This is a genomic window from Lentzea kristufekii, assembly GCF_033949925.1.
Classification (GTDB): Bacteria; Actinomycetota; Actinomycetes; order Mycobacteriales; family Pseudonocardiaceae; genus Lentzea; species Lentzea kristufekii.
The window spans coordinates 414,477-439,202 of sequence record NZ_JAXAVV010000003.1; the positions used below are offsets into that span (position 1 = coordinate 414,477).

Below are 24,726 nucleotides of genomic sequence, written 5' to 3' on the forward strand. Positions count from 1 at the left end.
CAAGTCACATCGGAGCCGGCTGATCCATACAATGCAGGTCATGGCCCTGTTCGGTCGAGACAAAGCCCACCGGGTGACGGACGCCGACGCGTTGCCAGGCCGTCCGGACCCGATCACCGTGGCCGAATTTCACGCGGTGTTCCCGGACCGTCGCGTTACGCCACCGTTCCCCTCCGGCCACCGCACCGCGGTATTCGGACTGGGCTGCTTCTGGGGCGCCGAACGGCTCTTCTGGCAGACACCCGGTGTCTGGTCCACGGCCGTCGGCTACGCGGGCGGCGTCACCCCGAACCCGACCTACGAAGAGGTCTGCTCGGGCCGCACCGGTCACGCCGAGGTCGTCTTCGTCGTCTTCGACCCCTCCGCGCTGCCGTTCCAGGACTTGCTGCGCGTGTTCTGGGAGGGCCACGACCCGACGCAGGGCATGAGGCAGGGCGCGGACATCGGCACTCAGTACCGGTCGGTGGTCCTGTACGCCGACGAAGGGCAGCGGGTCACCGCCGAGGCTTCCGCGGCCGTGTACCAGCGGGCGTTGAGCGAGGCCGGGCGCGGGGTGATCACCACGGAGCTGGCGCCGCTGAAGGAGTTCTACTACGCGGAGGACTACCACCAGCAGTACCTGTCCGACGCCAAGAATCCCTACGGCTACTGCGGGTTGGGCGGCACCGGTGTGTCGTGCCCGGTGGGGCTGAAGCTCGCGGAGCAGTGAGCCGCAAGGCTGAAAGCGGTTACCGCGATGTTCGGACGACGCAGGACTGCCTGATCAGCAGAAGATGAGACCGCACTGACGTGTGGTGGTCGTCGTCGTAGTTGGTGGCCGCGGTCGCGTGGTCGTTGTCGTCGTCACGGCCGGCGGCGCCTGAGTTGTTGTCGTTGTCGCGGTTGTCGTCGTGGTGGTTGTTGTGGTCGTCGTCTTGGTGCTCGACGACGGTGCGGACGATGAGCTGGACGCCACTGTCTGTGACGGAGGTTCGGATTCCGTGGGAAGCAGCGAAGGCGTGTTGATGAGTGAAACGCGGGCCGGAACGTCGCTGTCCGGCCCGGTCGGATCGCTCGCCACGAGCGATCCGACATACGTCCCCAGCACGCAAAATGCCGCGACGACCGCGCCGATCAACGCTCCGGTTGCAAGCCTGGCAGGCCCACTCATCGCCGCGAACACCCGGATTGACTATCTCGTTCACTCGATTGGGTCAAGCAAACCGGTCTTTTTCTACTCGTTCACACCTTTGTCACTGTGACGCCCACTACGCCCTGTGACAGCGGGGCGATCGTCTTGAAGGCCTTGGGGGTCAGGTCGACGCAGCGGCCGGTGATGAACGGGCCTCGGTCGTTGATCCGCACGGTCACCGTCTTGCCGTTGGAGCGGTTCTTCACCTTGACCTTGGTGCCGAACGGCAGGGTCTTGTGCGCGGCCGTCAGCTTGTTGGGGTCGAAGCGCTCGCCGCTGGCGGTCGTCCCGCCGCCCGAGTAGTAGGAAGCCTTGCAGGTCTCGGCAGAAGCCACGGGGGAGAAGAGCACAGCGGTGGCGGCGAGAGAGGCCAGCGTGAGGCCGGCCGCCGCGAGGGTCTTTGCCATGGTGCAAGCAACTCACGCACCGGCAAAGAGCCGCCTAATGCGCGCCTAACCGGGGAACTGCTCGGCCGCGGACACCAGCAGGTGCCAGTCGCCGTCCGGCAGGGTGCGCAGTCGATCAAGCAAAGCGGACATCCTGGACAGCAACGCTGGGTGATCGGTCCAGAACGAGTGATCTACTCTCAGTAGAGCGGCGAGCAGGTCACCGGGGTACAGGGCGACCGATCGCAACGGGTCGCATTCCACGTGTTCCAGCGCCAGCAGCGCGGTCACGTCCAGGCCCACCTGGTGCGTCACGAGCAGGTGCAACGACGTCGGCGTCAGCTGCCTCACCGGCAGATCGCGCAACGCACACAGGTCCCGGTAGAGCTGGGTCGACGACGAGTCGGGCCTGCCCCAGTCGTCCTCGCTGAGGTGCGCCAGCGTTCTGTCCCGGTCCACGCACCCATAGTCCCCGCAAAGGGAGTCGCTAGCGGGCCGACTGAGGCAACGGTTCGGCATTGGGCGACTGCCAGCCCACGCGGACGAGCACCTCGCCCTCGTGCAGCAACGGTTGCGACGCCAGACCCCACACCGTCGACGCCAGCAGCACGGCGCTCACCGCCTCGCCCACGCTCAGCCAGTCGTGCCCGAGCATCCGCAACAGCACCCCGCTGCGCCGTGCCACCAGCTCCAGCTCGCAGTTCTCCGCGTGGGCGGCGTGCAGGAGCCACGTCAGCGCCGAGTCCGGCACCTCGTCGCCCAGGTAGGGACGCGGATCGGCCCTGCGCAACGAGATCGCCGCCGCGGAGGCCACCTCGCACGAGAACGGGTCCAGTTCCCAGCGCGGGTGCACCGACGCGACCTGGCCGTCCGGCTGAGGAGACCGCAGCACGTGGCAGTCCCAGCCCATCGCCGACAACGCGACCCGCATGTGGTGCAGCACCGCACCGCACGCGAGCAACGCCGTCTGGTCCGTGCGTGTGGTCACGAGCTCGAGACACTCGTTGCCATTCCGCCATCGCCACGGCGGAACGATGCCGAACGACGGTGCCCTGGCTGCGAGTTTCAGCACTTCCTCGACGGTTCCCGCGTCAGGTGTGCGAACGCTGGTCCTCATCCGCACAGCGTCCCGGTGCCCGGCTGCGCGGAACCTGCGTCACGACTGCGCGGCCGCGACCACTGCGGGCACGGTCATCGCCGCACCGCGCGAGAAGTGCTCCTCGTACAGCTCAGGTCCCAACGCCTGCCGGCACAACGCCACGCACCGGTCGTGCGACGCCGCGAAGTTCGCCGACCCGAAGAGCGGCAACCCGACCGACTGCCACACCCGGTCCGCGCCGCCCAGCAGCAACGCGGCGTGCGACGCGGACCCGGTGACCACCGAGATCAGCGCCAGCAGCTCCACCGACACCGCGATGCCCAGCAGGTCGTTGAACTTCTCCTTGATGCGCAACGAAGACATGGCCAGCTCGCGGGCCTCGGCGATGTCGCCACGTCCCATCGCCACGAAAGCCAGGACGTACAACGCGAACGCGCGCGCCCACAGCTCGCCGTTCTCCTCACACACGACCCGTGCCTCGGTGCAGATCTCCGCCGCACGGTCGAGTTCGCCGCCGAACGCCACGGTGATCGCCAGCGCCACCCGCGCCATGACCACGTTGCTGTCCATGTGCCCGAGCTCGGCATGTCTGCGATCGGCTTCGGCCAGCAGCCTCGCGCCCAGCGGCAGGTCGTCGTCGAACACCGCCGCCGCGCCCTGCACGTAGGTCGCGTAGACGTCGGCGTCCTCGTCTCCCAGCGCCGCGGCCTCGGCGCGGCAGGCCTCGAGCAACGCCGGCACCGCGGAGGTGTTGCCCTGCAACGTCGCCAGGTACCCGGTGACCCACAACGCCTTGCAGCGCGCCCGTGACGGCTCGGTCTCCAGGGACAGCGCCCAGTTCAGCCAGTGCCGTCCCTCGGCGAACCGCCCGCAGCCGACCCAGTAGAACCACAGCGTCGCCGCCAGCCGCAGTCCCGAGTCCGCCTCGCCCGGCGTCGTCAGCGAGTGCTCCAGCGCCGCCCGCAGGTTGCCGCGTTCGGCCGCCATCGCCGCGACGGTCGCTGCCTGCCGGGGCGTGAACCAGGCCCGTTCTCCTTGCAGGGCAACGCCTGCGTACCAGTCACGATGGCGTGTCTTCAGCCGTGGCTCTTCATCGCCCGCACGCAACCGCGTCTGCCCGAACTGACGCATGGTCTCCAGCAACCGGTAGCGCGCCACGCCCGCGCGTTCTTCGCGCAGCAGCACGGACTTGTCGACCAGCCCGTCGACCGCGTCGAACATGAAGTCCGCGGTCAGCGAGTCGTCCGAGCACACCGCCTCCGCCGCGGCCATGTCGAAACTGCCGGCGAACACCGACGCGCGCGCCCACAGCAGCTGCTCGCGCGGTGAGCAGAGGTCGAAGCTCCACTCCATCGTCGCGAGCAGGGTCTGGTGCTGCGGCAACGCGGTCCGCCCGCCGTCGGTCAGCACCCGGAACCTGTCGTCGAGCCGTTCCAGCAGCTGCGCCGGAGTCAGCGCGCGCACCCGCATCGCCGCCATCTCGATCGCCAGCGGGATGCCGTCCAGCCGCCGGCACAGGTCGCTGACGGCCTGCTCGTTCGCCGCCGTGATGACGAACGAGCCGGGAATCGCCGCATCAGCACGTTGGGCGAACAACGTCGCCGCCGGATAAGGCACGGACAACGGCGCCACGGACATGACCTGCTCGCCGTAGACGCGCAGCGCGCGCCGGGACGTGGCGATGACACGGAGGTTCGGTGCCACTCGCAGCAGCGTGTCCACCAGCACCGCGCAGTGGTCCACGACGTGCTCGCAGTTGTCCAGGACCAGCAACGCGTCCTTGCCGGCCAGGAACTCCGTGAGCACGCTCAGCTGCCCGCGCCCGGTCTGGTCCACGACGCCCAGCGCCTCGGCGACGGTGTGCGGCACGAGAGCCCTGTCGCGCAACGCCGCGAGCTCCACCAGCCACACGCCGTCCGGTGGCTGCTCGCCGCGCGCCACGTGCATCGCGAGCCGCGTCTTGCCCACCCCGCCGACGCCGGTCAGGGTGACCAGCCGGTGCTTCCTGATCAGGTCTGCGACGTGCGCGGTCTCCGGGCGGTCCACGAAGCTCGACCGGTCGGCGGGCAGGTTGCCGCGCACCACGACCGGCGTGCGCTCCGGCAGGTCGAGGCGAGGATCGGCGGTCAGCACCGCTTGTTCGAGGTCGCGCAGCCGGGGCCCGGGCTCGATGCCGAGCTCGTCGACCAGGACGCTGCGCGCCCGCTGGAACGCGGCCAGCGACTCGGCCTGCCGCCCGGACCGGTAGAGCGCGATCATCAGCTGCTCCCACAGCCGTTCGCGGAACGGATGCCGCTCCACGAGCGCGTTGACCAGCGGCGCCACCGCGGCGTGCTCGCCGAGCGCGAGCGATGCCTCCATCAGCTCCTCGGTCGCGTCCATCCGCAGGTCGATGAGCCGCGCGGACTCGTGCCGCGTCCACTCGCCGGGACGGCAGTCCGCGAGCGGATCGCCCGTCCACAACGCGAGGGCTTCGCGCAGCATCTTCGCGGACGTCAACGGCTCGTCGCTGTGCCGCGCTGCTGTGACGAGCGCCTCGAACCGTGCGGCGTCGACCGTGTCCGCAGGCGCGTTCAGCACGTAGCCCGGCTCACGGGTGGTGATCAGCTCGCCCAGCCCGGCGTCGCGGATCTGACCGCGCAGGCGCGCGAGCAGGCTGTGCAGGGTCTTCGTGGCGGACGCCGGCACCTCGTCCGACCAGAGCGCGTCCACGAGCGCACTCCTCGGCACCGTTTCACCTGGGTTCAGCGCCAGCCGTGCCACGAGGGTTCTCTGTCCCGCACTGCTGAGCTGAACTGCTCCGTTCGGGCCGGTGAGTTCGAGCGGCCCGAGCAGGCGGATGATCACGTTGTTGGTCCTGTCGTCAGCCCCCGACAAAGGCCGGAACCGCGCAAAGATAGCGCAATGGAATTCGACCCGAGAATCAACGCCAAGCGCGTCACCGCATACGCCGACCTGCGTGCCGTGCTGGCTGATCCGGTGACGTTCTCCTCCCGGAACATGGCAGGACCGCAGGTCGCGGCCGTGGCGGCGCTGCTGCCGCCGGAGCAGCGGCGATTACTCGAATTGATGTCGTCGCTCAATGCGGCGGACGGCACGAGGCATGCCCGAATTCGCGCGGCGGCGAATCAGAAATTCACCCCAACGGCCGTGCGCCAAATGGCTGACTCAATCAGGGAACGCGCGAGGACGCTGCTCGACGGACTACCGGCGGAAGCAGAGTTCGTCAGCGAGTTCGCCGCACCGTTCGCGCTCGGAGTCGTCGGTGACGTGCTCGGCGTTCCCGAAGCGGACTTCCCGCTGTTCCGGGAGTTCGTGGCACCCGTGCTGGAACTGACCAGCGGTGAGGAGGTCAGCGAGCGCGCGCTCGGTTCGTACTTCGCCGGGATGAACGAGTTCTGCGCCTACTTCGCGCGCTCGGACGCGTTCCGGGGCGGGCAGCTGTCCGAGCAGGAACGGCTGTCGCTGTGCCTCGCGATCGTCGTGGCCGGCACCGACTCGACGACGAACATGCTGGCCAGCACGTTCCTGCGGCTCAATGCGAAGGAACGGCGGCTGGGCGGCGTGGTGGAGGAGGTGGTGCGGCTCGACCCGCCGTTCATCGGGTTCTTCCGGACGGCGACGTGCCCGGTGACCACGCGCGGGATGCGGATCGAGGAGGGCGAGCACCTGTTCCTCGACTACGCGGCCGGCAACCGCGACCCGAAGGTGTTCGGCGAGGACTTCGACCCCGGCAGGCCGTCCGTGCCAGGGCACCTCGGCTTCGGGCACGGGCCGCACTACTGCCTGGGCGCCCAGCTGGCACGGCTGGAGGGCCGGATCGTCGCCGACGAGCTGCTCGACCGCTCGTCCGAGGTGGCCGAGCAGCCCGGCGACGTGCGCTACCGCAGGCACCTGATCAGTCACGGGCCTGCGGAGCTGCGGTTCAGACCAGGGCAGCGTCGAGGGTGATGTTCTCGACGGCCGCGAGCGCCTTGGAGACCGGGCAGTTCGCCTTGGCGCCCTCGGCGGCCGCGACGAAGTCCTCCTGGGACAGGCCCGGCACGTTGGCGCGGACGGTCAGGTGGATGCCGGTGATGCCGACGCCCGCCTGGAACGAGACCTCGGCCTTGGTGTCGATCGAGGTGGGCGGCGTGCCCGCGCCGGTCAGGCCGTGCGAGAGCGCCATCGAGTAGCAGGACGAGTGTGCGGCGGCGATGAGCTCCTCGGGGCTGGTCTTGCCGCCCGCCTCCTCGGCGCGCGCCTTCCAGTCGATGTCGAAGCTGCCGCTGTTGGAGGTGGCGAGGCTGACGTTTCCCTTGCCCTCGACGAGGGAGCCTTCCCAGTGAGCGTTTGCCGTCTGCTTGATGGCCATGATCTCCAGGTCCTTGTCGAACGGGCTCGATCAGGTTGATTCGAGCGGTCTGGGACCACCTTTTCACGGGCGGGCCCCGAGATCACCTCGAGAACCGCGTGAACCTCGACAACCGCGCCGGGGGGTTGGGGGGTCGTCCCCACCCCAACATCATGGCGAAACGAAGAAGGCCCATGCTCTCCATGAGCATGGGCCTTCCCTGAGTGGAGCGGATGACGAGACTCGAACTCGCGACCCTCACCTTGGCAAGGTGATGCGCTACCAACTGCGCTACATCCGCACTGCCTTACGGGAGAGAACTATACAACAGGCCTTAGACAGCGTCTTGCGAGGGGGGTTCCAAACCGGCCAGCAGTTGATCTACCTCGTCCAACTGCTCCTTCGGCCAGCGCCACTCCCACAACGCCCGCACCTTGGGCAGCACGTCGACCGGCAGCCACGCGGCCACCTCCTCGCGGAGGTCCCAGTCGTCGAACACGTGCTCGTAGAAGCTGACCAGTGCCGCGTTCTCCAGGAACTGCTCCGGCTGGTGGAAGCACCAGTGCGCGAAGCCGTACGCGCGCCGCAGCACCTCGTCGTCCTGCTCGCGATGCGCTTCCTGCGCCAGCTGGGACAGCTCGGAGAAGAAGACGTGGCAGGACCACTCCTCGGTTTCGGCGACAGCCCGGAGTTCCGGCACCAAGGCCGAAGCACGTTCTCGCCAGTCCACCACGTGCGTGACGATAGTCGCTCGATCTTGTCGCGCCGACCGTCCGACGCCCACCTGTGACCGTCCTGTCACCGATTGCGTTGCGCTGATCAGCCCACGCCGAACGGATGGTCTTGTATATCGACCTGTTCTCGTTGAGGAGCAGTTCTGGCCCCTTGTGGCATGTTGAAGCCTGTGATGGTCGACGAGAACGAGGTCGACCGGGACCTGCTCGCCAGGGTGCGCGAGGGAGACGACTCGGCCTACGGCGAACTGTTCTCCCGGCATGCGGACGCGATCCGCCGTTTTTCTCTCAGGCACGTCCGGGAGGCGGCCGAGGCCGACGACCTCACCGCTGAATCGTTCTTCCGCATGCTCCAGGCGATCCGCCGCGGCAGCGGGCCCACCGACCACGTGCGCACCTACCTGCTCACCGTCGCGCGCCGTGTGGCGTGGGAGTGGAGCGGGCGGCGCCGTGACGTGCCGGTGGAGGACGAGGAGCTGGGTCGTCGCGTCGAGCCGGTGAGCGACAACGCGAACAGCAGGGCCGAGCACAACCTCATCACCAGGGCCTTCTCCAGCCTGCCCGAACGCTGGCGGGTCGTGCTGTGGCGCGTCGAGGTCGAGGGCGAGCGCCCGGCCTCCGTGGCACCGCACTTCGGACTCTCGCCGAACGCCATGTCGGCGTTGGCCCGCCGTGCGCGCGAGGGGCTGCGTGCGGCGTACCTGCAGGCCCACCTCGCGGCCGACGACGGGCGTTCGTCGTGCGCGGCGATCCGGTCGAAGCTCGGCACCTACACCGCGGGCGGGGTCCAGGGCGTCGAGGAACGCCGGATCCGCGCCCACCTCGACACCTGTTCCGCCTGCACCCAGCTCTACACCGAGCTGAACGAGGTCTGTGCGACGTTGCGCGCCAGCGCGGCGTACCTGATCGTGCCGTCGGCGCTGGGGCTCGCGTTCGCCGGGAAGGTGTTCCTGACCAAGGCGAAGCTGGCGGTCGCGGCGGCGAGCGTGGCGACCGTCGGCCTGTTCGGGACGATGGCCGCCGTGTTCAACGGCGCCGCGGGTGTCGCCGTGCTGCAGCCGGACCAGAACCCGGTGATCGCCATGGAGACGTCCGGGTCGTCGAGCTCCGAGCACAGCCAGGAACTCGTGGTGGCCCAGCCGCCCGCTCCCGAGCAGCAGCGGGTCGAGCCGCAGGAGAACGTGGTCAACCCCGGCAAGCAGCGCCAGGAGACCGTGCGCAGGACCGCCTCGTCCGTGCCGCCGCCGACCAGCGAGCAGCGCCAGGACCCGCCGGTCGAGCGGGCCGAGACGATCGTCGAGTCATCGGATTCGTCCGGCCTGGTCAGCACGGCGTCGACGACGTCGCGTGACGTCAAGTCGCTCAACGTGCAGTCGACGTCGTCCGAACCGCCGTCGCCGTCCTCGGCGCCGTGCTCGTCGCCGCGGACCACGGTCACGACGGCCACGCTCTACCCGACAGAGCCGCGCCTGAACTGACGGTGACGATCAAGGTCCGGCGAGTTCACCCACAAGGCTCTGCCCGCGCCAGGTACGGTTTCACCAAGACCGACCGAGCGTGGGAGACGGGTACATGACGCGGCTGGTGCGCGGTGCGGACGGGCGGATGTGGACGGTCCACAGCCGCATCGAGTGGCGCAACCCGGTGGAGTCCGACGACTTCGAACACGACGTCAGCGGCGGTGCTCTGCCCGGCATCATGATGGCGGGCATGCTCGTCGTGATGGTGGTCGTGCTGATCGCCTGGACGCCGGAGCAGGTCGTCGTGCCGGCGTGGCTGATCCTCGCGCTGATCTTCCTGTTCGCCTTCTTCCCGGTCCGCTGGGCGCTGCGCCGCCCGCACACGCTGGTCGCGGAGAGCAAGGCCACGGCCGACGAGCTGCCACCCGAGCGGTGGATCGGGTCCGTTCGCGGCCCGATGGCGGTGCGTCAGGAGGCCTCCAGGGTCGCCAGGACGATCGAGATGCACTCGCTGCCGGACGTCGAAGGCCCGTTGCAACCCGTCGACTGATGCGACACTGGACCGGTGCCCGAACTACCCGAGGTAGAAGCACTGGTCCACCACCTGCGTGAGAACGCGGTGGGCCGTGTGGTGCACCGCGTCGACGTCGCATCACTCCAGGTGCTCAAGACGTTCGACCCGCCGTGGACCGCGCTCCACGGCCAGGAGGTCGTGGCCGCGCACCGGCACGGCAAGCACCTCGACCTGGAGGTCGCGGACGGCCTGCACCTGGTCGTGCACCTCGCCCGTGCCGGCTGGCTGCGCTGGGCCGACACCATGTCCGCGCCACCGCCCAAGCAGGGCCGTGGGCCGCTGGCGTTGCGCGTCCACCTCGGTCCACCCGGCCAGGGGCCGGGGTTCGACCTGACGGAAGCGGGCACGAAGAAGGGCCTCGCGGCGTGGATCGTGCGCGACCCGAAGACCATCGCGAGCGTCGCCAGGCTGGGCCCCGACGCGTTGGGGATCACCCGCACGCAGCTGGAAGACCTGTTCGACAAGCGGACCGAGCGGCTCAAGACGTCGCTCACGGACCAGAGCTTGATCGCGGGCATCGGTAACGCCTACTCCGACGAGATCATGCACATGGCGCGGCTCTCGCCGTACGCGACGACGGGCAAGCTCAACTCAGAGCAGCTCGACCACCTGCACGAGGCGATGCTCACGACCCTGACCGATGCGGTCGCACGGTCCGTCGGGCAGGACGCCGCGCGCTTGAAGGGCGAGAAGCGGTCGGGGTTGCGGGTGCACGCGCGCACGGGGCTGCCGTGTCCGGTCTGCGGTGACACGGTTCGTGAGGTGTCGTTCGCGGACAAGGCGTTCCAGTACTGCCCGACGTGTCAGACCGGCGGCAAGCCGCTGGCCGACCGCCGGTTGTCGCGCCTGCTCAAATAACCACGGCTTAACCGGCGTTCCTCAGCCTGTGCTCATGACACGTCTGAGGAAAGCCGTCGCCGTCGTGACGGCCGCTGCCGCGGCCCTCCTTCTCGCGCCGATGAACGCCCACGCTGCCGAGTACGGGTGCACCGGCACGTTGATCGACACCTACAAGGTGATGTCGCGCGTGCCGAACCACCTGAGCACGATCCGGCTCTACTACAACTCCAGCACGGGCTACAACTGCGCGGCCAACGTGAAGACGGCCTACTACTCGCAGTTCAAGCACCAGGCCAGCATCTCCATGTACAACCAGGACTTCCGCGAGGACGACAACAACCGTCCCGGCTACAACAACGACTTCGACTCCGGCAAGTTCCAGTACTACGCCGGGCCGGTCAAGGTGTACGCCAAGGGCAAGTGCGTGACGATCCGCGCGATCACCTACTACTACGACGAGGTGGCCATCAAGGACGCCGTCGGAGTCCACTGCGGCTAGGTGACGATGAGGACCTCAAGGGTGCGAGGGCCGTGCACGCCCTCCACCCGGCTGAGTTCGATGTCGCTCGTCGCCGACGGACCGCTGATGAACGTCAGCGGCCGCGTCGATTCCAGCCGCTGCAACGCCTCCGGCACCGACGCCGCGATCTGGTCCTGGTGGACCACGCACAGGTGGTGGTCGGGCAGCAGGGTGAGCGCGCGGCGTCCCTGGCCCTCGCTGCCGTCCAGCACGATCGTGCCGGTGTCGGCGATCGCGACCGCGCACCCGGTGAGCACACCGTCGGCCTGGTCGAGCTCGTCGATCGTGAGCGGTTCGTGCAGCCAGGTGACGCCGTCGATCAGCCACTCTTCCGGAACGCCCTGGGGCGCAACGATCCTCTTGCCCTTGAGGGAAGCCAGAGCTTCGGGCACATCGCTGACGACGTGCACGATCGCGCGGTAGTCGGCGACCCGTTCGGCGAACAGCTCGATGCCGCCGGGCCCCGTCTGGTTGTAGCCGCGGACGACAGGCCGGGCGGGCGGCACCTTCGCGTCGCGGATGCGCTGAAGGATCTCTTCTCGTGCGCTAGCCACGGTTCTTCCTCCACCAGGAGCGGAACGACTCGGCCGGCGGTGCGGGCACGTCGCGGGAGGACGTCCACCTCGACCCCGGCCACGGCAGTGACGTGATCTTGCCGTCCCTGGCCAGGAACCGCGCCAGGGCACCGGCTTTCTGCGCCTTCTCGTAGCGCGAGGCCTCCCTGAACATCCACGCGGCGGCCGCCATCGCGACGGACTCCGCCGTACGTCCCTTGGCCTCCACGACCTCGGCGCGCAGGTGCGTGAGGACGGTCGGGATGTCGATCCGCACCGGGCAGACCTCGAAGCAGGCGCCGCACAGCGAAGAGGCGAAAGGAAGTGAGGCCGCCTGCGGGTCGTGCAGGTCGCCGACCAGCTGCGGCGTCAGGATCGCGCCGATCGGTCCTGGGTAGACCGAGCCGTACGACTTGCCGCCGGTGCGTTCGTAGACGGGGCAGACGTTGAGGCACGCCGAGCAGCGGATGCACCGGAGTGCCTGGCGCCCGACGGAATCCGTCAACGTCGCGGTGCGGCCGTTGTCGATCAGCACGAGGTGGAACCGCTGCGGGCCGTCGCCAGGGGTCACGCCGGTCCACACGCTCGTGTACGGGTTCATCCGTTCCGCCGTGGACGAGCGGGGCAGCAGCTGCAGGAAGACTTCGAGGTCCTGCCACGTCGGCACGAGCTTCTCGATGCCCATCACGGTGATCAGGGTGTCCGGCAGCGTCAGGCACATCCGGCCGTTGCCCTCGGACTCCAGCACCACGATCGACCCGGTGTCGGCGACGGCGAAGTTCGCTCCCGAGATGGCCACCTTGGTGGTCAGGAACTTCTCGCGCAGGTACACCCGCGCCGCCTCGGCGAGGTCCGCCGGTTCGTCGGAGACCTCGACCCCCATGCGGCGCTGGAAGATCTCGCGGATCTCCGAGCGGTTGCGGTGGATCGCGGGCACCAGGATGTGCGACGGCCGGTCGTCGCCGAGCTGCACGATCAGCTCGGCGAGGTCGGTCTCGATCGCGTGCACGCCACCGGCTTCGAGGGCCTCGTTGAGCCCGATCTCGGCCGTGGCCATGGATTTGACCTTGACGACCTCGTCCGCCTGTTCGGCGCGGCAGAGGTCGAGCACGATCCGGTTCGCCTCTTCGGCGTCCCGCGCCCAGTGCACGACGCCACCGCGGGCCGTGACCGACTCCTCCAGCTGGACCAGGAGCGTGTCGAGGCGCGCCAGGACGTCGTCCTTGATCTGCTCGCCGGCGACCCTGAGCATCTCCCAGTCGGTCATCTCGGCGACCGCGGCCTCCCTGCGCCCCCGGATGGTGCCGGTGGCCCTGCGCAGGTTCTGCCGCAGCTGGGTGTCCTGCAAGGCCTCTTTCGCGGCCTTGGGGAACGTCGGGCTGCCCAGCCACGTCACCGGGTTGCGAGCCACGGGTCCTCCTCCGTCGAAGCCAGGATCTCCGCCAGGTGCACCGGCCGCACGCCCGCGCGCAGCCGCGAGAGCCCGCCTCCGATGTGCATGAGGCAGGAGTTGTCACCGGCGGACAGCACTTCGGCACCGGTGTCGAGCACGCACCGCATCTTGTCCGCGAGCATCGCCGTGGACGTCTCGGCGTTCTTCACCGCGAACGTGCCGCCGAAGCCGCAGCACTGCGTGGAGTCCGGCAGTTCCACCAGATCGAGTGCCTTCACGGCCCTGAGCAGCGCCAACGGCTTGTCGCCGACACCCAGCATGCGCAGCGAGTGGCAGGTGGGGTGGTAGGTGACCCGGTGGGGGAACCAGGCGCCCACGTCGGTCACACCGAGCACGTCGACCAGGAACTCCGCGAGCTCGAACGTCCGCGGCGGGGACTCACCGAGGGCGGGATGGACCTCCCGGACCATGCCGGCGCATGACCCGGATGGCGCAACCACGTAGTCGTAACTTCCGAAGACGTCGGTGTACTTGCGGGCCAACGGCTTCGCATGCTCCCGATAGCCGGTGTTGAAGTGCATCTGGCCGCAGCACGTCTGGTCGAGCGGGAACTCAACCGAACAGCCGAGCCGCTCCAGCAGACGCACCACGGCACGGGCCGTCTCCGGGAAGAACGTGTCCGTCAGGCAGGTCGCGAACAGTGCCACTTTCACGGGCACACCCTCTCCCCAAATTCATCGGATGTCTACCCGGGCCGGTGGACCGTACGGGGGTACGCCGGGCGCGCCTCTTGCTATAGGGGTGCCCCACAGCACAGCATGTGCACCGTGGGCGACCTGTTGACCGAGCGCGCCGTGCTCGGTGTCATCGCGACCCTGGCCGTTCTGGGCCTCTTCGTGATGCTGTGCCGCGCTCGACGAGTCAGCACCTCCGTCGAGGATGCTGTGATGGACATGCTCGACCGCATGTCCAAGGCGTCGAGCGACCTCCGCGCGGGCCTGACCCAGGAGGCCGCCGACAAGGCCACGCCCCACCTGCGCGAGATGCTGCGGTGCGTCGCGGTCGCCATCACCGACGAAGAGGGCACCGTCCTGTCGTGGGACGGCGGCGCGAACGACCACTACGAGTACCTGCGCGACACGGTGGCCCGTGCCATCAACAACTGCCACAAGGAGCACGTCGACCACCGCAAACTCGGCTGCGAGCTGCAGGGTCCGTGCTCACTGCACAGCGTCGTCGTGGTGCCCCTGGTCGTCGAGGGAGACGTCGCCGGCACGTTGATCGTGGTCTCCGGCGTCGCCTCGAAGCGCCAGATCCGCATGGCCGAGGAGACCGCCCGCTTCGTCTCGACCCAGCTCGAACTCGAAGTCGTCCAGAAGCAGCGCCAGGCGCTCGCCCAGGCCGAGGTGAAGGCCCTGCGGGCCCAGATCTCGCCGCACTTCGTCTACAACGCGCTGAACACGATCTCCTCGCTGATCCGCACCGACCCGTCGCACGCCCGTGAGCTGCTGCAGGAGTTCGCGGAGTTCACGCGCTACTCGTTCCGCACCGACGGCTTGTTCACGACCCTCGCCGATGAGTTGACCAACATCCATCGCTACCTGACCATCGAACAGGCCCGCTACGGCGCGCGACTGAGCGTCCGGCTGCGGATCGCCCCGGAGGTCCTGCAGGTCGTCCTGCCGTTCCTCGTGCTGCAGCCCCTGGTCGAGAACGCGGTGCGCCACGGCCTGGCCAAGAAGCCCGGCGGCGGCATGCTCACCATCACCGCCGAGGACAACGGCAGCGAGGCCCTGATCAGCGTCGAGGACGACGGCGTCGGCATGGACCCCGACCGCCTCGACGACATCAAGGACGCCCACCAGACCGGCGCGCACGTCGGCATCGGCAACATCAACGACCGGATGCGCACGGTGTTCGGCGCCGAGTACGCGCTGGTCGTCGAGACGGCGCCGAACGCGGGCACCAAGGTCATCCTGAAGGTGCCGAAGTTCGCCCGCAACGTGCTGCCGAACCTGAACATCGGTTCTCAGATGACCGACGAGCCGATGACGGCGGAGCAACCAGCAATCCGCGCCTGACCTGCACTGATGGCCGGGTGAGAAGTTGCAAGGTCAATCATGCTCAACCCCGGCGTGGAACGTGCCGATTGTGGTGTTGACCAATGAACTGCCGGCCGTTTGAGCAACCAGGGGCCGGCCGGGAGCAAAGGCCACATCCAGTGCAGGAACAACAAGCACCCGAGCGCGTCCGCGTCTGCATCAAGTGCACCGCCAAGGGGTTCAGCAGCTGCAAGTGCTGACGAGCACCCGGCTCAGCGAGAGGCGACCGCCAAAGTCGTGATCAGCACGACGGCGCACACGCTCCAGCTCACCCACATCCAGTAGATGTGCATCGGCGTCGGCCCGGCGGCGTTCTGCCTGCCCCGGTCGTCCCACCACTCGACATACCGTTCGAGCCAGCGGATCGGGTTGAACGTCACAACCCGAACCTAGCATCTTGTGTTCCAGGTCACGCGGGAGCAACCGACAGCGCAGTTGGGCTCCCGCGTGTCCGCGAAACGCACGTACTGTCGAGTACATGAGCGTCACGGACAAGATCGCGGCCCGGCTCCCGAGGGTCATGGACCGGGGTGAGCGGCCGCCGGTGGTCGCGGCGGTGCGGTTGCACGGGGTCATCACCCCGCAGTCCTCGCCTGTCGCGCGCAACACGATCAACCTCCAGAACGTCGAGTCGGCCATCAACCGGGCGTTCGACAACGAGCGCCTGATCGCCGTGGCCCTGCTCATCAACTCTCCTGGCGGCGCGCCCACCCAGAGCGCACTGATCGCCGAGCGCATCCGTGAGCTCGCCACGAAGAAGCACGTGCCGGTGCTCGCGTTCTGCGAGGACGTGGCGGCGTCCGGCGGTTACTGGCTGGCCTGCGCTGGTGACGAGATCTACGCGCACGGCACCTCTCTCGTGGGCTCCATCGGTGTCGTGAGCGCCGGGTTCGGGCTCAACGGCCTGCTGGACAAGGCCGGCGTCGAGCGCCGCGTCTACACGGCGGGCGAGAACAAGGTCCGGCTCGACCCGTTCCAGGCCGAGAAGCCCGAGGACGTCGAGTGGCTGAAGGGCCTTCACGCGGATCTGCACGAGCAGTTCAAGGCGTGGGTCACCGAACGCCGCGGCGCCAAGCTCAAGAGCGAGGAAGACCTCTTCAGCGGTGAGATCTGGACCGGCACCAAGGCCCAGCAGCTCGGCCTGATCGACGGCATCGGCACCATCCGGACCGTCATCGCCAAGCGCTTCCCGGACGCCGAGCTCACGATCGCGGAGCCGCGCAAGCCCTTGCTGGCCAAGCTCGGACTGACCGGGGCGTCCACCCGATCGGGCGATCTCGTGGCGCAGGTGCTGGCGAGTGTCGAGGAACGTGCTCGCTGGTCCCGATTCGGGCTGTGAGCATCAGTTCGGTTTCACAGGGCGTGTCGAGACCTACCCCGGCGTAGACATGACCGCACATTGATGGGCAAGATGCCCGACACAGTGAGTACCCAAGACAACGCCGGTCTCCTCGTCCTCGCAGTCGATGACGAGGCTCCTGGCCTGAGCGAGATCAAGTTCCTGCTCGAGAGCAGCCCTCACATCAGGCGCGTCCTCACGGCATTCGACGCCGCCGAGGCTCTGCGCATCCTGAGGGGTGACTACGAGCAGGAGGTCATGGCGCGGACCAAGGCCGGCCTGCCGCCGGTCGACGCGGTGTTCGCGGACATCAACATGCCCGGACTGTCCGGAATGGACCTCGCGCGGGTGCTCAGTGCGTTCCGGTATCCGCCCGCGCTCGTCTTCGTGACAGGCGTTGAGGAACGAGACGCGCTCGTCACGGCGTTCGACGTCGGCGCGCTCGACTTCATCAACAAGCCGATCAACGAGGAGCGCGTCCTCAAGGCGATCTCGCGGGTCGCGGACCGGGTGGGCCGCACGGCAGCGCCGGCGAACCCGTCGGGCCCGGCCGCGCAGAACCCCGCCGAACCGACCGACGACGAGGTCATCCCCGTCGAGCTCGGCGGCACCATCAAGCTCGTGCCGCGGGCGTCCGTGCGGTACGTCGAGGCGCAGGGCGACTACGCCCGCCTGCACACGCAGGACGGCAGCCACCTCGTCCGCATCCCGCTCGCGCAGCTCGAAGAACGCTGGGCGAACGCGGGTTTCGTGCGCATCCACCGCTCGTACCTGGTGGCGTTGCCGCTGGTGAGCGAGCTGCGGATGACGGCGAACGGCTACGCGGTCGTCATCGGCACCGGTGACGGTGCCAAGGAGCTCCCGGTGAGCCGCCGGCACACCAAGGAGCTCAAGGAACGGATCGTGCGACCGCCGAAGAGCGGCTGGTGAGCAGGCACGACGCGGGAAAGCCCGAGCCACCCGCCCGGGAGGCCTGGCTCGGCGAGCAGGGCAGCAGGCCTCGCCGCCGCAGGGTCGTGCTCGCGGACTCCACGAAGAAGAGCGGCAAGGCGTTACGAACGATCATCGAGCTGGAAGAGCAGACCAGCGTCGGTGAGAAGCTGGTCCGGGACCTCATCCGGCAGCAGCTCAAGTCCGCGTTCGGGCTCGCGTTCGCCGTCCTGATCGGGATGTGCCTGCTTCCGATCACCTTCTACCTGGTTCCCTCGATCGGGGAACTGAAGATCCTCGGTATTCCCATCCCGTGGCTCGTGCTCGGTCTTGCGCCCTTCCCGATCCTCTACGGCGTCGGGTGGGTCTTCCGCAGGCAGGCCGAACGGCACGAGCGCGACTTCGTGAACATGGTCGACCGCTGACGTGAACGCCACCATCTACAGCCTCAGCGCCATCGTCGCCGTTGCGGTCGTGACGTTCCTGCTCGGCTACGTCGGGTCGCGCAAGGCGAACACCACCCCGGACTTCCTGGTGGCGCGCCGCGCGATCCCGGCCACCCGCAACGCCGCCGCGATCTCCGGCGAGTACCTGTCCGCGGCGTCGTTCCTCGGTGTGGCCGGACTCGTGCTCAAGGACGGCGTCGACGCGCTCTGGTACCCGGTCGGCTTCACCGCCGGCTACCTCGCGCTGCTGCTCTTCGTGGCCGCGCCGCTGCGCAGGTCGGGCGCGTACACGCTGCCGGACTTCGCCGAGGCCCGGCTCGGCTCGGCGAACGTGCGGCACTTCAGCACGTTCTTCGTGGTGTGCATCGGCGTGCTGTACCTGGTGCCGCAGCTGCAGTCCGCCGGCCTGACGCTGACCACGATCACCGGCCTGCCCGCGTGGTTCGGCGGCCTGATCGTCACGGTCATCGTGGTGATCAACGTGCTGGGCGGCGGCATGCGCGCGATCACGCTCGTGCAGGCGTTCCAGTACTGGGGCAAGCTCTTCGCGATCGCCGCGCCCACGTTCGTGCTCTTCGTGGTGTTCCTGGCCTCGCCGGACCGCGGCACGCAGCCGATCAGCGACGACGGCGTGGTCCGGTTCCCGAAGGCCGAGTCGGTCACCATCGCCGAGCAGGTCGTGAAGGTCCGCGTCGACGAGCCGTTGACGCTGGAGGTGCGCGGCCAGATCGACGGCAGGAACGCGGACGGGGCGGTGTTCTGGGGCCGCGGCGTCTACGAGCTGAGCCCCGGCACGACGATGGAGTTCAAGGCGGGCAGCCCGGTGCCGGTGGTCGAGGGCTCGCCGACCAGCAACTTCGACTGGACGCGGCCGCAGACAGGCGGCATCTCCGAGCTGATCGAGACGTACTCGCTGATCTTCGCGACCTTCCTCGGCACGATGGGCCTGCCGCACGTCCTGGTCCGCTTCTACACCAACCCGGACGGCAAGGCGGCCCGCCGCACGGCGCTGCACGTGCTCTACCTGCTGGGCCTGTTCTACATCTTCCCGACGGTGCTGGGCGTGCTGTCGCGGCTCTACCTGCCACAGCTGCTGGTGAACGGCAAGACCGACGCGGCGGTGCTGATGCTGCCCGAGACGATGCTGCCGAACCTGGGCGGTCAGATCGTCGGTGCGATCGTCGCGGCGGGCGCGTTCGCGGCGTTCCTGTCGACCTCGTCGGGACTCGTGGTGTCGGTCGCCGGGGTGGTCTCGACGGACATCATGCCGGGCAAGGTTCGTGACTTCCGGTGGGCGACCGTGTTCACCGGACTCGTCGCGATCGGTCTTGCCCTGCTGCTGCCGCGCTCCGACGCGTCACTGACCGTGGCCATGTCCTTCGCCCTGGCGGCGTCGACGTTCTGCCCGCTTCTGGTCCTCGGCATCTGGTGGCGAGGACTCACGTGGGTCGGCGCCGTCTGCGGCCTCGTGGTCGGTGGCGGCATGGTCATCACCGCTCAGGTCGTCAGCGTCGTGAGCTCCTACACCGGCCGCTGGGCGCCCGGGTTCATCACCCAGCCTGCGCTGATCACCGTGCCGGCCGCGTTCGTCATCATGATCGTGGTCAGCAAGGCGACCCGCAGACGGGTGCCGACGGACGTCAGCCAGATCCTGCTCCGGCTGCACGCGCCGGACCCGCTGGGCTTCATCCAGGACCGCTCCATCGCCCGCTTCGGGACCGCCGAGGAGAAGGCCCGCCTGGCGGACGACAAGCGCAGGGGAGCTGGTCGGACACGGTAGGTAGTCACCGTTTCAAATGGGTGAAAATTGGTCACTCGAATCGGTGAACGGTGAACAAGGTCACGCACAGTGCTGTTCGTCTACGCATACTGACCGTTCGTCGCATCACCCGACTGCTGGGCGCAACGGCACGATCGGGGACTTACCTGAGTGACTCAAGTCTCCATACGGTCTCGGACCAAGAACAGACCGCACCTGGAGGCATTACGTGCACGTCACGTTGCTGACACCTACGACGAGTACCGCGAGGAGGGGACTGTGAGCTCCGTTGACCACACCCCGTCTGAGTCGGCCCCGGACGCGCAACAGTGGGTCGATGTCCAAGCGAGCGATGACTTCATCGAGCTGAAGCACCGACTGCGCAAGTTCGTATTTCCCGTCACCGGCCTGTTTCTCGCCTGGTACCTGCTGTACGTGCTGCTGGCGGACTACGCGCACGGCTTCATGTCCACCAAGGTGTTCGGCAACATCAACGTCGGGCTCATCTTCGGTCTGCTGCAGTTCGTGTCGACGTTCGTCATCACGACGCTGTACGTGCGGCACGCGAACAAGAACCTCGACCCGCTGGCGGAGAAGCTCCGCAACGAGATCGAGGGAGACGGCAAGTGAACGAGTCCAGCCCGATCCTCAACATCAGCATCTTCGGTGTCTTCGTCCTGATCACGCTCTTCGTGGTCATCCGGGCGAGCCGCAACACCAAGACCGCTGCCGACTACCTAGCCGCCGGTCGTGCCTTCACCGGTCCGCAGAACGGCATCGCGATCGCGGGTGACTACCTGTCGGCCGCGTCGTTCCTCGGCATCGCGGGCGCCATCGCCCTCAACGGTTACGACGGCTTCCTGTACTCGATCGGCTTCCTGGTGGCGTGGCTCATCGCGCTGCTGCTGGTCGCCGAGCTGCTGCGCAACACCGGCAAGTACACGATGGGCGACGTGCTGAGCTTCCGGATGCGCCAGCGTCCGGTCCGCGCGGCCGCTGCCACGTCGACGATGGCCGTCTCGTTCTTCTACCTGCTGGCCCAGATGGCCGGTGCCGGTGGTCTCGTCGCCCTGCTGCTCGGCATCACGGGCGCCGGTGGCCAGGCCCTCGTCATCGCCGTGGTCGGCGCCCTGATGATCGCCTACGTCCTCATCGGCGGCATGAAGGGCACCACCTGGGTGCAGATCATCAAGGCGGTGCTTCTGATCGCCGGTGCCGGCATCATGACCGTCTGGGTGCTCGGCAAGTACGGCTTCAACCTCTCGTCCCTGCTCGGCGCCGCTGTCGACGCCGCGCCGAAGGCGGGCGAGAAGCTGCTCGGCCCCGGCCTGCAGTACGGCAAGACCGGCACCAGCAAGCTGGACTTCCTCTCGCTGGCGCTGGCCCTGGTGCTCGGCACCGCGGGTCTGCCGCACATCCTGATGCGCTTCTACACCGTGCCGACGGCGAAGGAAGCCCGTCGCTCGGTCGTGTGGGCCATCTGGCTGATCGGCATCTTCTACCTGTTCACCCTGGTCCTGGGCTACGGCGCCGGCGCGCTCGTGGGCCCGGACGCGATCAACGCGGCGCCCGGCAAGGCCAACTCGGCCGCTCCGCTGCTCGCGCTGGAACTGGGTGGCCCGATCCTGCTCGGCCTGATCGCGGCCGTCGCCTTCGCGACGATCCTCGCGGTCGTGGCGGGCTTGACGATCACGGCGTCGGCGTCGTTCGCACACGACATCTACGCCAACATCATCAAGAAGGGCAAGGAGGAGGACAAGGACTCCGAGGTCAAGGTCGCCCGCCTCACCGCGATCGTGATCGGCCTGGTGTCCATCGGTGGTGGCATCGTCGCCAACGGCCAGAACATCGCGTTCCTCGTGGCGCTGGCGTTCGCGGTCGCGGCCTCGGCGAACCTGCCGACGATCCTCTACTCGCTGTTCTGGAAGAGGTTCAACACCTCGGGCGCGCTGTGGAGCATCTACGGCGGTCTGGTCGTCACGATCACCCTGATCGTCCTGTCGCCCGCCGTCTCCGGCTCGCCGACCTCGATGTTCAAGAACGCCGACTTCGCGCTCTTCCCGCTGTCGAACCCCGGCATCGTGTCGATCCCCGTCGCGTTCCTGCTCGGCTACGTCGGCACGATCCTGTCCAAGGAGAAGGCCGACCCCGTCAAGCAGGCCGAGATGGAGGTTCGCTCCCTCACCGGTGCGGGCGCCGAGAAGGCCGTCGCGCACTAGTTCCTGTTCGACGAGAACGGGCCGTCCCTCACGGGGGCGGCCCGTTCTTCGTGTTGTGCAACCCTGCCGGTGCTGTCCGCGTACTCACTGCGAACGCGGCACGAGCTTGGGGGACCGGAGTGCGACGAGACGAGGAGTTCTCGGAGTTCTTCACGAGCAGATTCGACTGGGCACGGCGCACGGCGTATGCGCTGTGCGGCGACTGGTCGGAGGCGGAAGAACTCGCGCAGAACGCTTTCGTGAAGGCGTATGCGAAATGGCCGGGCATCAGGCGTGAAACGGCGGAGGGATACGTCCGCACCATCGTGACGCGTCTGTTCCTCGACAGCAGGCGCCGTGGCCGAGAGCGCGAACGCCCTGTCGCCGACCTGCCGGAACACGGCGTCGGCGGTGGTTTCACCGATCCGGACGCCCGGTTGAACGCGGCGCTGCAGCAGCTGGGGCCGAAACAACGCGCCGCGGTCGTGCTGCGGTTCGTGCACGACCTGTCCATCGAGCAGACCGCGGCAGAGCTCGGTTGTTCGGTGGGCAACGTCAAAAGTCAGACAGCCAGGGGTTTGGCGACGCTCCGCGAGGCGTACGGCGAGCCGGTGAATTCGGAGAGTGCCTGATGGACATCGAAGAGAAGCTGCGCGGAGCTCTCAACGTTCCCGCCCCGCCCCCGACGACCACGCTGGACACCGTGCTCAGGCGCGGTCGCCGCAGGGTGTTCGCCCAGCGCGTCGGGGCGGCGCTCGGCGTGGTCGCGGTGGTCGCGGGCATCGGGTTCGGCGCCGCGACGCTCAACCAGGCCGCGCCGCAACCACGGCAGGCGGACCGGCCGGACGCGGGCCCGGCGACCGTGGAGCACGCGCTGACCTGGCCGCGGGTCAACACGCCACCGCAGACGCCGTACGGGACGTATTCGCCCGCGTCCACCGCACCACCTCCCCCCGGACGGGCGATCATCTCGATGCCGCGGTGCAACATCGGGCAGCGGAAGTGGGCGATGAAGGTGCCCGTCGGGGGAGTGAAGCCGACGGACGAATTCGTCCAGAAGTGGATCGGCACCGTGCGCGCGCAGCTGCCGGAAATGCGGGTCAGCGACCTGTCGCCCAGGCTCGACAAGGCGCCGGCCCTGGATTACTCGGTCGACCTGACCGATGCCGGTGGTACGGGCAGCGTCCGGCTGAGCCTGGGCAGGTTCGCGGGCACACCGCTCGAGTACGCCGACGACAACCTCTGGACCTCCGGCGACTGCGCGCCGCCGTACCGGACCACGTTGCCGGACGGCACGATCGTCCAGCTCCACAGCGTGCGCGCGGCGGAGCCGTTCCAGACGCTCCTGCAGGTCATGGAGGTGTTCCGGCCGGACGGCCTGATGCTGCAGCTGGATCTGGCCAACTACGGCAGCGCTGACCTGCGTCCCGCGGCGCAGGAGGGCTACTGGGAGCGCACCGGTGCAGGCCGGGCGACCATGCCGCTGACCGACGAGCAGTTCTCGAGGCTCGGGCCCGCCATCGCGGAGGTGGCCTGAGGGTGTCCCGTGCCGGAGGTTCACGTGAGTGCAACCTCCGGCATGGGAACATCTACGGCGTGACTGTTCCAAGCGTGGAGATCGCCGGCGTGCCGGTGCAGCTGCCCGAGGGCGCCGTCCTGCTGGACGTGCGTGAGCAGGACGAGTGGGACGCCGGCCACGCACCCGGCGCGCTGCACGTCCCCATGAGCGAGATCGGTGCCCGGCTCGGAGAGGTGCCGAACGACGTGCAGCTCTACGTCGTGTGCCGTGCCGGTGGGCGTTCCGCCCGCGTCACCCAGTACCTCAACGAGAACGGCTGGGAGGCCGTCAACGTCGAGGGCGGCATGCAGCACTGGGAGGCAGCCGGTCGTCCGCTCGAGGGCGGCACCGACGGCATGGCACCCGAGGTCATCTGATCGTGCAACCGCTGCAGCCGATGCGCGTGGACTGGGTGGCGACTCCGCCACCCGGTGCGTACCCGCAGCCGTCGCACCGGTCGCAGCGGCCGTCCTACGGTGGCCCCCCGAACTACCCGGTCCCGCCGCGCTGGGGCTTCCCGCTGCTCGCGTGGCGCTGGCCCACGGCCGTGCCCGGCACGGTCGAGCAGGCCGACTCCGTCGACGGCGTGCGCCGGCTGGGCCGGACCGCGCAGAACTCGCTGTGGCTGCTCGCCGCCGTGGCCGTGTGGGCGGCGTGCTCGGAGATCTGGCGTTACGTGCTGGTCGCGCTGAGCCGGTTCGGTGCGTTGTCGGCCGGGGTCGTGAGCGCCTCGGACGCCATGGTGGTGGCCTCCTCGGCGATCACGATCAGCGGCTGTTTCCTGGCGCTGATCCTCAGCATGCTGTGGGTGCGGCGGGCGCGGAACGTGGCCGCGACGCTCGTGGGCTACGGGCCCTCGCGCCCGGACCGGGACGTGCTGATCGGGTTGATCGTGCCCGGCGTGAACCTCGTGGTGCCCGGTTCGGTGCTGGCCGAGCTCGAACACGCCGTGGCCCGCAGGCCGGCCGGCGAACGTCCCACCCCGTCGAAGCTCCTGCGCTGGTGGTGGGGTCTCTGGGCCGGCTCCGGGGTGATGGTCGTGGTCGTGGTCCTGTGGTCGTTCCGCTCCAGCACCCAGGCCCTCGCGGACGGCGTGCTGCTGCACGCGTTCGCCGACCTGCTGCTCGCCGGTGTCGCGGTGACGTCGGCACTGGTCGTCCGCCGGATCACCACCCTGCTGCTGCCGGTGGACGCCGCGTCCGTCCGGCTGATGCGCGTGGTGGAGGTCAAGGACGCCCCCCAGCCGCCGCTGCGCTCGGTCCGCGCGTCCGGCTCGCCCCGCTGATCTGTTCAGGCGACGTTCGCCCTGGCGGACCTTCCCGCGTTCCCC

General features: G+C 68.6%; 28 protein-coding genes and 1 tRNA gene. 18 read left to right on the plus strand and 11 right to left on the minus strand.

Translation table 11 applies throughout. From position 1 onward, the window contains the following. Positions 1-40 precede the first annotated feature (40 nt). The gene (msrA, locus tag SK571_RS08855) at positions 41-709 is read left to right on the plus strand and encodes a peptide-methionine (S)-S-oxide reductase MsrA (protein ID WP_319983522.1); all 669 of its coding nucleotides are present in this window, start codon (positions 41-43) and stop codon (positions 707-709) included. Between the two features lie 181 nt (positions 710-890). Further along, complete coding sequence (locus tag SK571_RS08860) at positions 891-1,241, plus strand: hypothetical protein (RefSeq protein ID WP_319983523.1); 351 nt, start codon at positions 891-893, stop codon at positions 1,239-1,241. Here the strand turns inward: SK571_RS08860 and SK571_RS08865 are convergent. Genes SK571_RS08865 through SK571_RS08880 form a run of 4 tightly spaced genes read right to left on the minus strand, consistent with a single transcriptional unit; the run spans position 1,222 to position 5,503 of the window. After that, a complete protein-coding gene (locus tag SK571_RS08865; RefSeq protein ID WP_319983524.1) occupies positions 1,222-1,578 on the minus strand; it encodes a septal ring lytic transglycosylase RlpA family protein in 357 nt (118 codons plus the stop codon). The two genes, SK571_RS08860 and SK571_RS08865, sit on opposite strands and share 20 nt — an antisense overlap. 45 nt (positions 1,579-1,623) lie before the next feature. Beyond that, on the minus strand, positions 1,624-2,016 hold the full coding sequence (locus SK571_RS08870) for a contact-dependent growth inhibition system immunity protein (RefSeq protein WP_319983525.1): 393 nt from the start codon (positions 2,014-2,016) through the stop codon (positions 1,624-1,626). Positions 2,017-2,044: 28 nt separating this feature from the next. Continuing rightward, positions 2,045-2,674 (minus strand): hypothetical protein, encoded by a 630-nt coding sequence (locus tag SK571_RS08875; RefSeq protein WP_319983526.1) that lies wholly within the window; start codon positions 2,672-2,674, stop codon positions 2,045-2,047. Positions 2,675-2,713: 39 nt separating this feature from the next. Continuing rightward, positions 2,714-5,503 carry a BTAD domain-containing putative transcriptional regulator gene (locus SK571_RS08880; protein WP_319983527.1) on the minus strand — a complete coding sequence of 930 codons (2,790 nt, stop codon included), beginning with the start codon at positions 5,501-5,503 and terminating at the stop codon, positions 2,714-2,716. Positions 5,504-5,560: 57 nt separating this feature from the next. On the opposite strand from SK571_RS08880, the gene SK571_RS08885 reads away from it, so the two are divergent. Then, the gene (locus SK571_RS08885) at positions 5,561-6,607 is read left to right on the plus strand and encodes a cytochrome P450 (protein WP_319983528.1); all 1,047 of its coding nucleotides are present in this window, start codon (positions 5,561-5,563) and stop codon (positions 6,605-6,607) included. Here the strand turns inward: SK571_RS08885 and SK571_RS08890 are convergent. From SK571_RS08890 to SK571_RS08900, 3 genes are all read right to left on the minus strand, one after another. Further along, a complete protein-coding gene (locus SK571_RS08890; RefSeq protein WP_285636284.1) occupies positions 6,582-7,010 on the minus strand; it encodes an OsmC family protein in 429 nt (142 codons plus the stop codon). The genes SK571_RS08885 and SK571_RS08890 overlap by 26 nt on opposite strands. Positions 7,011-7,214: 204 nt before the next feature. Then, positions 7,215-7,290: transfer RNA gene (locus SK571_RS08895), tRNA-Gly, on the minus strand. Between the two features lie 33 nt (positions 7,291-7,323). Continuing rightward, positions 7,324-7,722: a DUF7674 family protein gene (locus SK571_RS08900; protein ID WP_319983529.1), complete on the minus strand. Its 399-nt coding sequence runs from the start codon at positions 7,720-7,722 to the stop codon at positions 7,324-7,326. 159 nt (positions 7,723-7,881) lie between these two features. Here SK571_RS08900 and SK571_RS08905 point away from each other — a divergent pair, with 159 nt between their 5' ends. The 4 genes from SK571_RS08905 to SK571_RS08920 all read left to right on the plus strand — a co-directional run bounded on the left by SK571_RS08905 (position 7,882) and on the right by SK571_RS08920 (position 11,096). After that, complete coding sequence (locus tag SK571_RS08905; protein ID WP_319983530.1) at positions 7,882-9,201, plus strand: sigma-70 family RNA polymerase sigma factor; 1,320 nt, start codon at positions 7,882-7,884, stop codon at positions 9,199-9,201. A gap of 94 nt (positions 9,202-9,295) precedes the next feature. Then, complete coding sequence (locus tag SK571_RS08910) at positions 9,296-9,733, plus strand: DUF983 domain-containing protein (RefSeq protein WP_191302239.1); 438 nt, start codon at positions 9,296-9,298, stop codon at positions 9,731-9,733. 15 nt (positions 9,734-9,748) lie between these two features. Continuing rightward, on the plus strand, positions 9,749-10,615 hold the full coding sequence (locus SK571_RS08915; protein WP_319983531.1) for an Fpg/Nei family DNA glycosylase: 867 nt from the start codon (positions 9,749-9,751) through the stop codon (positions 10,613-10,615). A gap of 34 nt (positions 10,616-10,649) precedes the next feature. Beyond that, positions 10,650-11,096 carry a hypothetical protein gene (locus tag SK571_RS08920; RefSeq protein WP_319983532.1) on the plus strand — a complete coding sequence of 149 codons (447 nt, stop codon included), beginning with the start codon at positions 10,650-10,652 and terminating at the stop codon, positions 11,094-11,096. Here SK571_RS08920 and SK571_RS08925 read toward each other — a convergent pair. From SK571_RS08925 to SK571_RS08935, 3 genes are read right to left on the minus strand one after another with little or no spacing between them, the layout of a single operon-like run. Continuing rightward, complete coding sequence (locus SK571_RS08925) at positions 11,093-11,671, minus strand: LutC/YkgG family protein (protein ID WP_319983533.1); 579 nt, start codon at positions 11,669-11,671, stop codon at positions 11,093-11,095. The two genes, SK571_RS08920 and SK571_RS08925, sit on opposite strands and share 4 nt — an antisense overlap. Beyond that, entirely contained in the window at positions 11,664-13,082 is a 1,419-nt protein-coding gene (locus SK571_RS08930; protein WP_319983534.1) for a LutB/LldF family L-lactate oxidation iron-sulfur protein, read from the minus strand. Before SK571_RS08930 ends, SK571_RS08925 begins: the two co-directional genes overlap by 8 nt. Next, positions 13,064-13,771, minus strand: coding sequence for a (Fe-S)-binding protein (locus tag SK571_RS08935; RefSeq protein WP_319983594.1), 708 nt, complete (start codon positions 13,769-13,771; stop codon positions 13,064-13,066). Before SK571_RS08935 ends, SK571_RS08930 begins: the two co-directional genes overlap by 19 nt. 111 nt (positions 13,772-13,882) lie before the next feature. Here SK571_RS08935 and SK571_RS08940 point away from each other — a divergent pair, with 111 nt between their 5' ends. Continuing rightward, the gene (locus SK571_RS08940) at positions 13,883-15,145 is read left to right on the plus strand and encodes a sensor histidine kinase (protein WP_319983535.1); all 1,263 of its coding nucleotides are present in this window, start codon (positions 13,883-13,885) and stop codon (positions 15,143-15,145) included. Positions 15,146-15,378: 233 nt separating this feature from the next. Here SK571_RS08940 and SK571_RS08945 read toward each other — a convergent pair whose 3' ends face one another. Continuing rightward, positions 15,379-15,546 (minus strand): hypothetical protein, encoded by a 168-nt coding sequence (locus tag SK571_RS08945; protein ID WP_319983536.1) that lies wholly within the window; start codon positions 15,544-15,546, stop codon positions 15,379-15,381. A gap of 98 nt (positions 15,547-15,644) precedes the next feature. On the opposite strand from SK571_RS08945, the gene SK571_RS08950 reads away from it, so the two are divergent. From SK571_RS08950 to SK571_RS08995, 10 genes are all read left to right on the plus strand, one after another. Then, positions 15,645-16,505, plus strand: coding sequence for a S49 family peptidase (locus SK571_RS08950; protein WP_319983537.1), 861 nt, complete (start codon positions 15,645-15,647; stop codon positions 16,503-16,505). Positions 16,506-16,568: 63 nt separating this feature from the next. Continuing rightward, positions 16,569-17,435: a LytR/AlgR family response regulator transcription factor gene (locus SK571_RS08955; protein WP_266036481.1), complete on the plus strand. Its 867-nt coding sequence runs from the start codon at positions 16,569-16,571 to the stop codon at positions 17,433-17,435. Beyond that, entirely contained in the window at positions 17,432-17,860 is a 429-nt protein-coding gene (locus SK571_RS08960) for a hypothetical protein (protein WP_030480300.1), read from the plus strand. The genes SK571_RS08955 and SK571_RS08960 overlap by 4 nt, the downstream gene beginning before the upstream one ends. Position 17,861: 1 nt before the next feature. Then, positions 17,862-19,661, plus strand: coding sequence for a sodium/solute symporter (locus SK571_RS08965; RefSeq protein WP_319983538.1), 1,800 nt, complete (start codon positions 17,862-17,864; stop codon positions 19,659-19,661). A gap of 258 nt (positions 19,662-19,919) precedes the next feature. Next, on the plus strand, positions 19,920-20,270 hold the full coding sequence (locus SK571_RS08970) for a DUF485 domain-containing protein (RefSeq protein ID WP_319983539.1): 351 nt from the start codon (positions 19,920-19,922) through the stop codon (positions 20,268-20,270). Continuing rightward, on the plus strand, positions 20,267-21,859 hold the full coding sequence (locus tag SK571_RS08975; RefSeq protein ID WP_319983540.1) for a solute symporter family protein: 1,593 nt from the start codon (positions 20,267-20,269) through the stop codon (positions 21,857-21,859). The genes SK571_RS08970 and SK571_RS08975 overlap by 4 nt, the downstream gene beginning before the upstream one ends. A gap of 119 nt (positions 21,860-21,978) precedes the next feature. Next, positions 21,979-22,470, plus strand: a complete 492-nt coding sequence (locus SK571_RS08980; protein WP_319983541.1) for a SigE family RNA polymerase sigma factor — start codon at positions 21,979-21,981, stop codon at positions 22,468-22,470. After that, positions 22,470-23,375 carry a hypothetical protein gene (locus SK571_RS08985; RefSeq protein WP_319983542.1) on the plus strand — a complete coding sequence of 302 codons (906 nt, stop codon included), beginning with the start codon at positions 22,470-22,472 and terminating at the stop codon, positions 23,373-23,375. The genes SK571_RS08980 and SK571_RS08985 overlap by 1 nt, the downstream gene beginning before the upstream one ends. A 59-nt stretch (positions 23,376-23,434) precedes the next feature. Further along, complete coding sequence (locus SK571_RS08990; RefSeq protein WP_319983543.1) at positions 23,435-23,773, plus strand: rhodanese-like domain-containing protein; 339 nt, start codon at positions 23,435-23,437, stop codon at positions 23,771-23,773. Between the two features lie 2 nt (positions 23,774-23,775). Further along, positions 23,776-24,681, plus strand: coding sequence for a DUF4328 domain-containing protein (locus SK571_RS08995; protein ID WP_319983544.1), 906 nt, complete (start codon positions 23,776-23,778; stop codon positions 24,679-24,681). Positions 24,682-24,726: the final 45 nt, after the last annotated feature.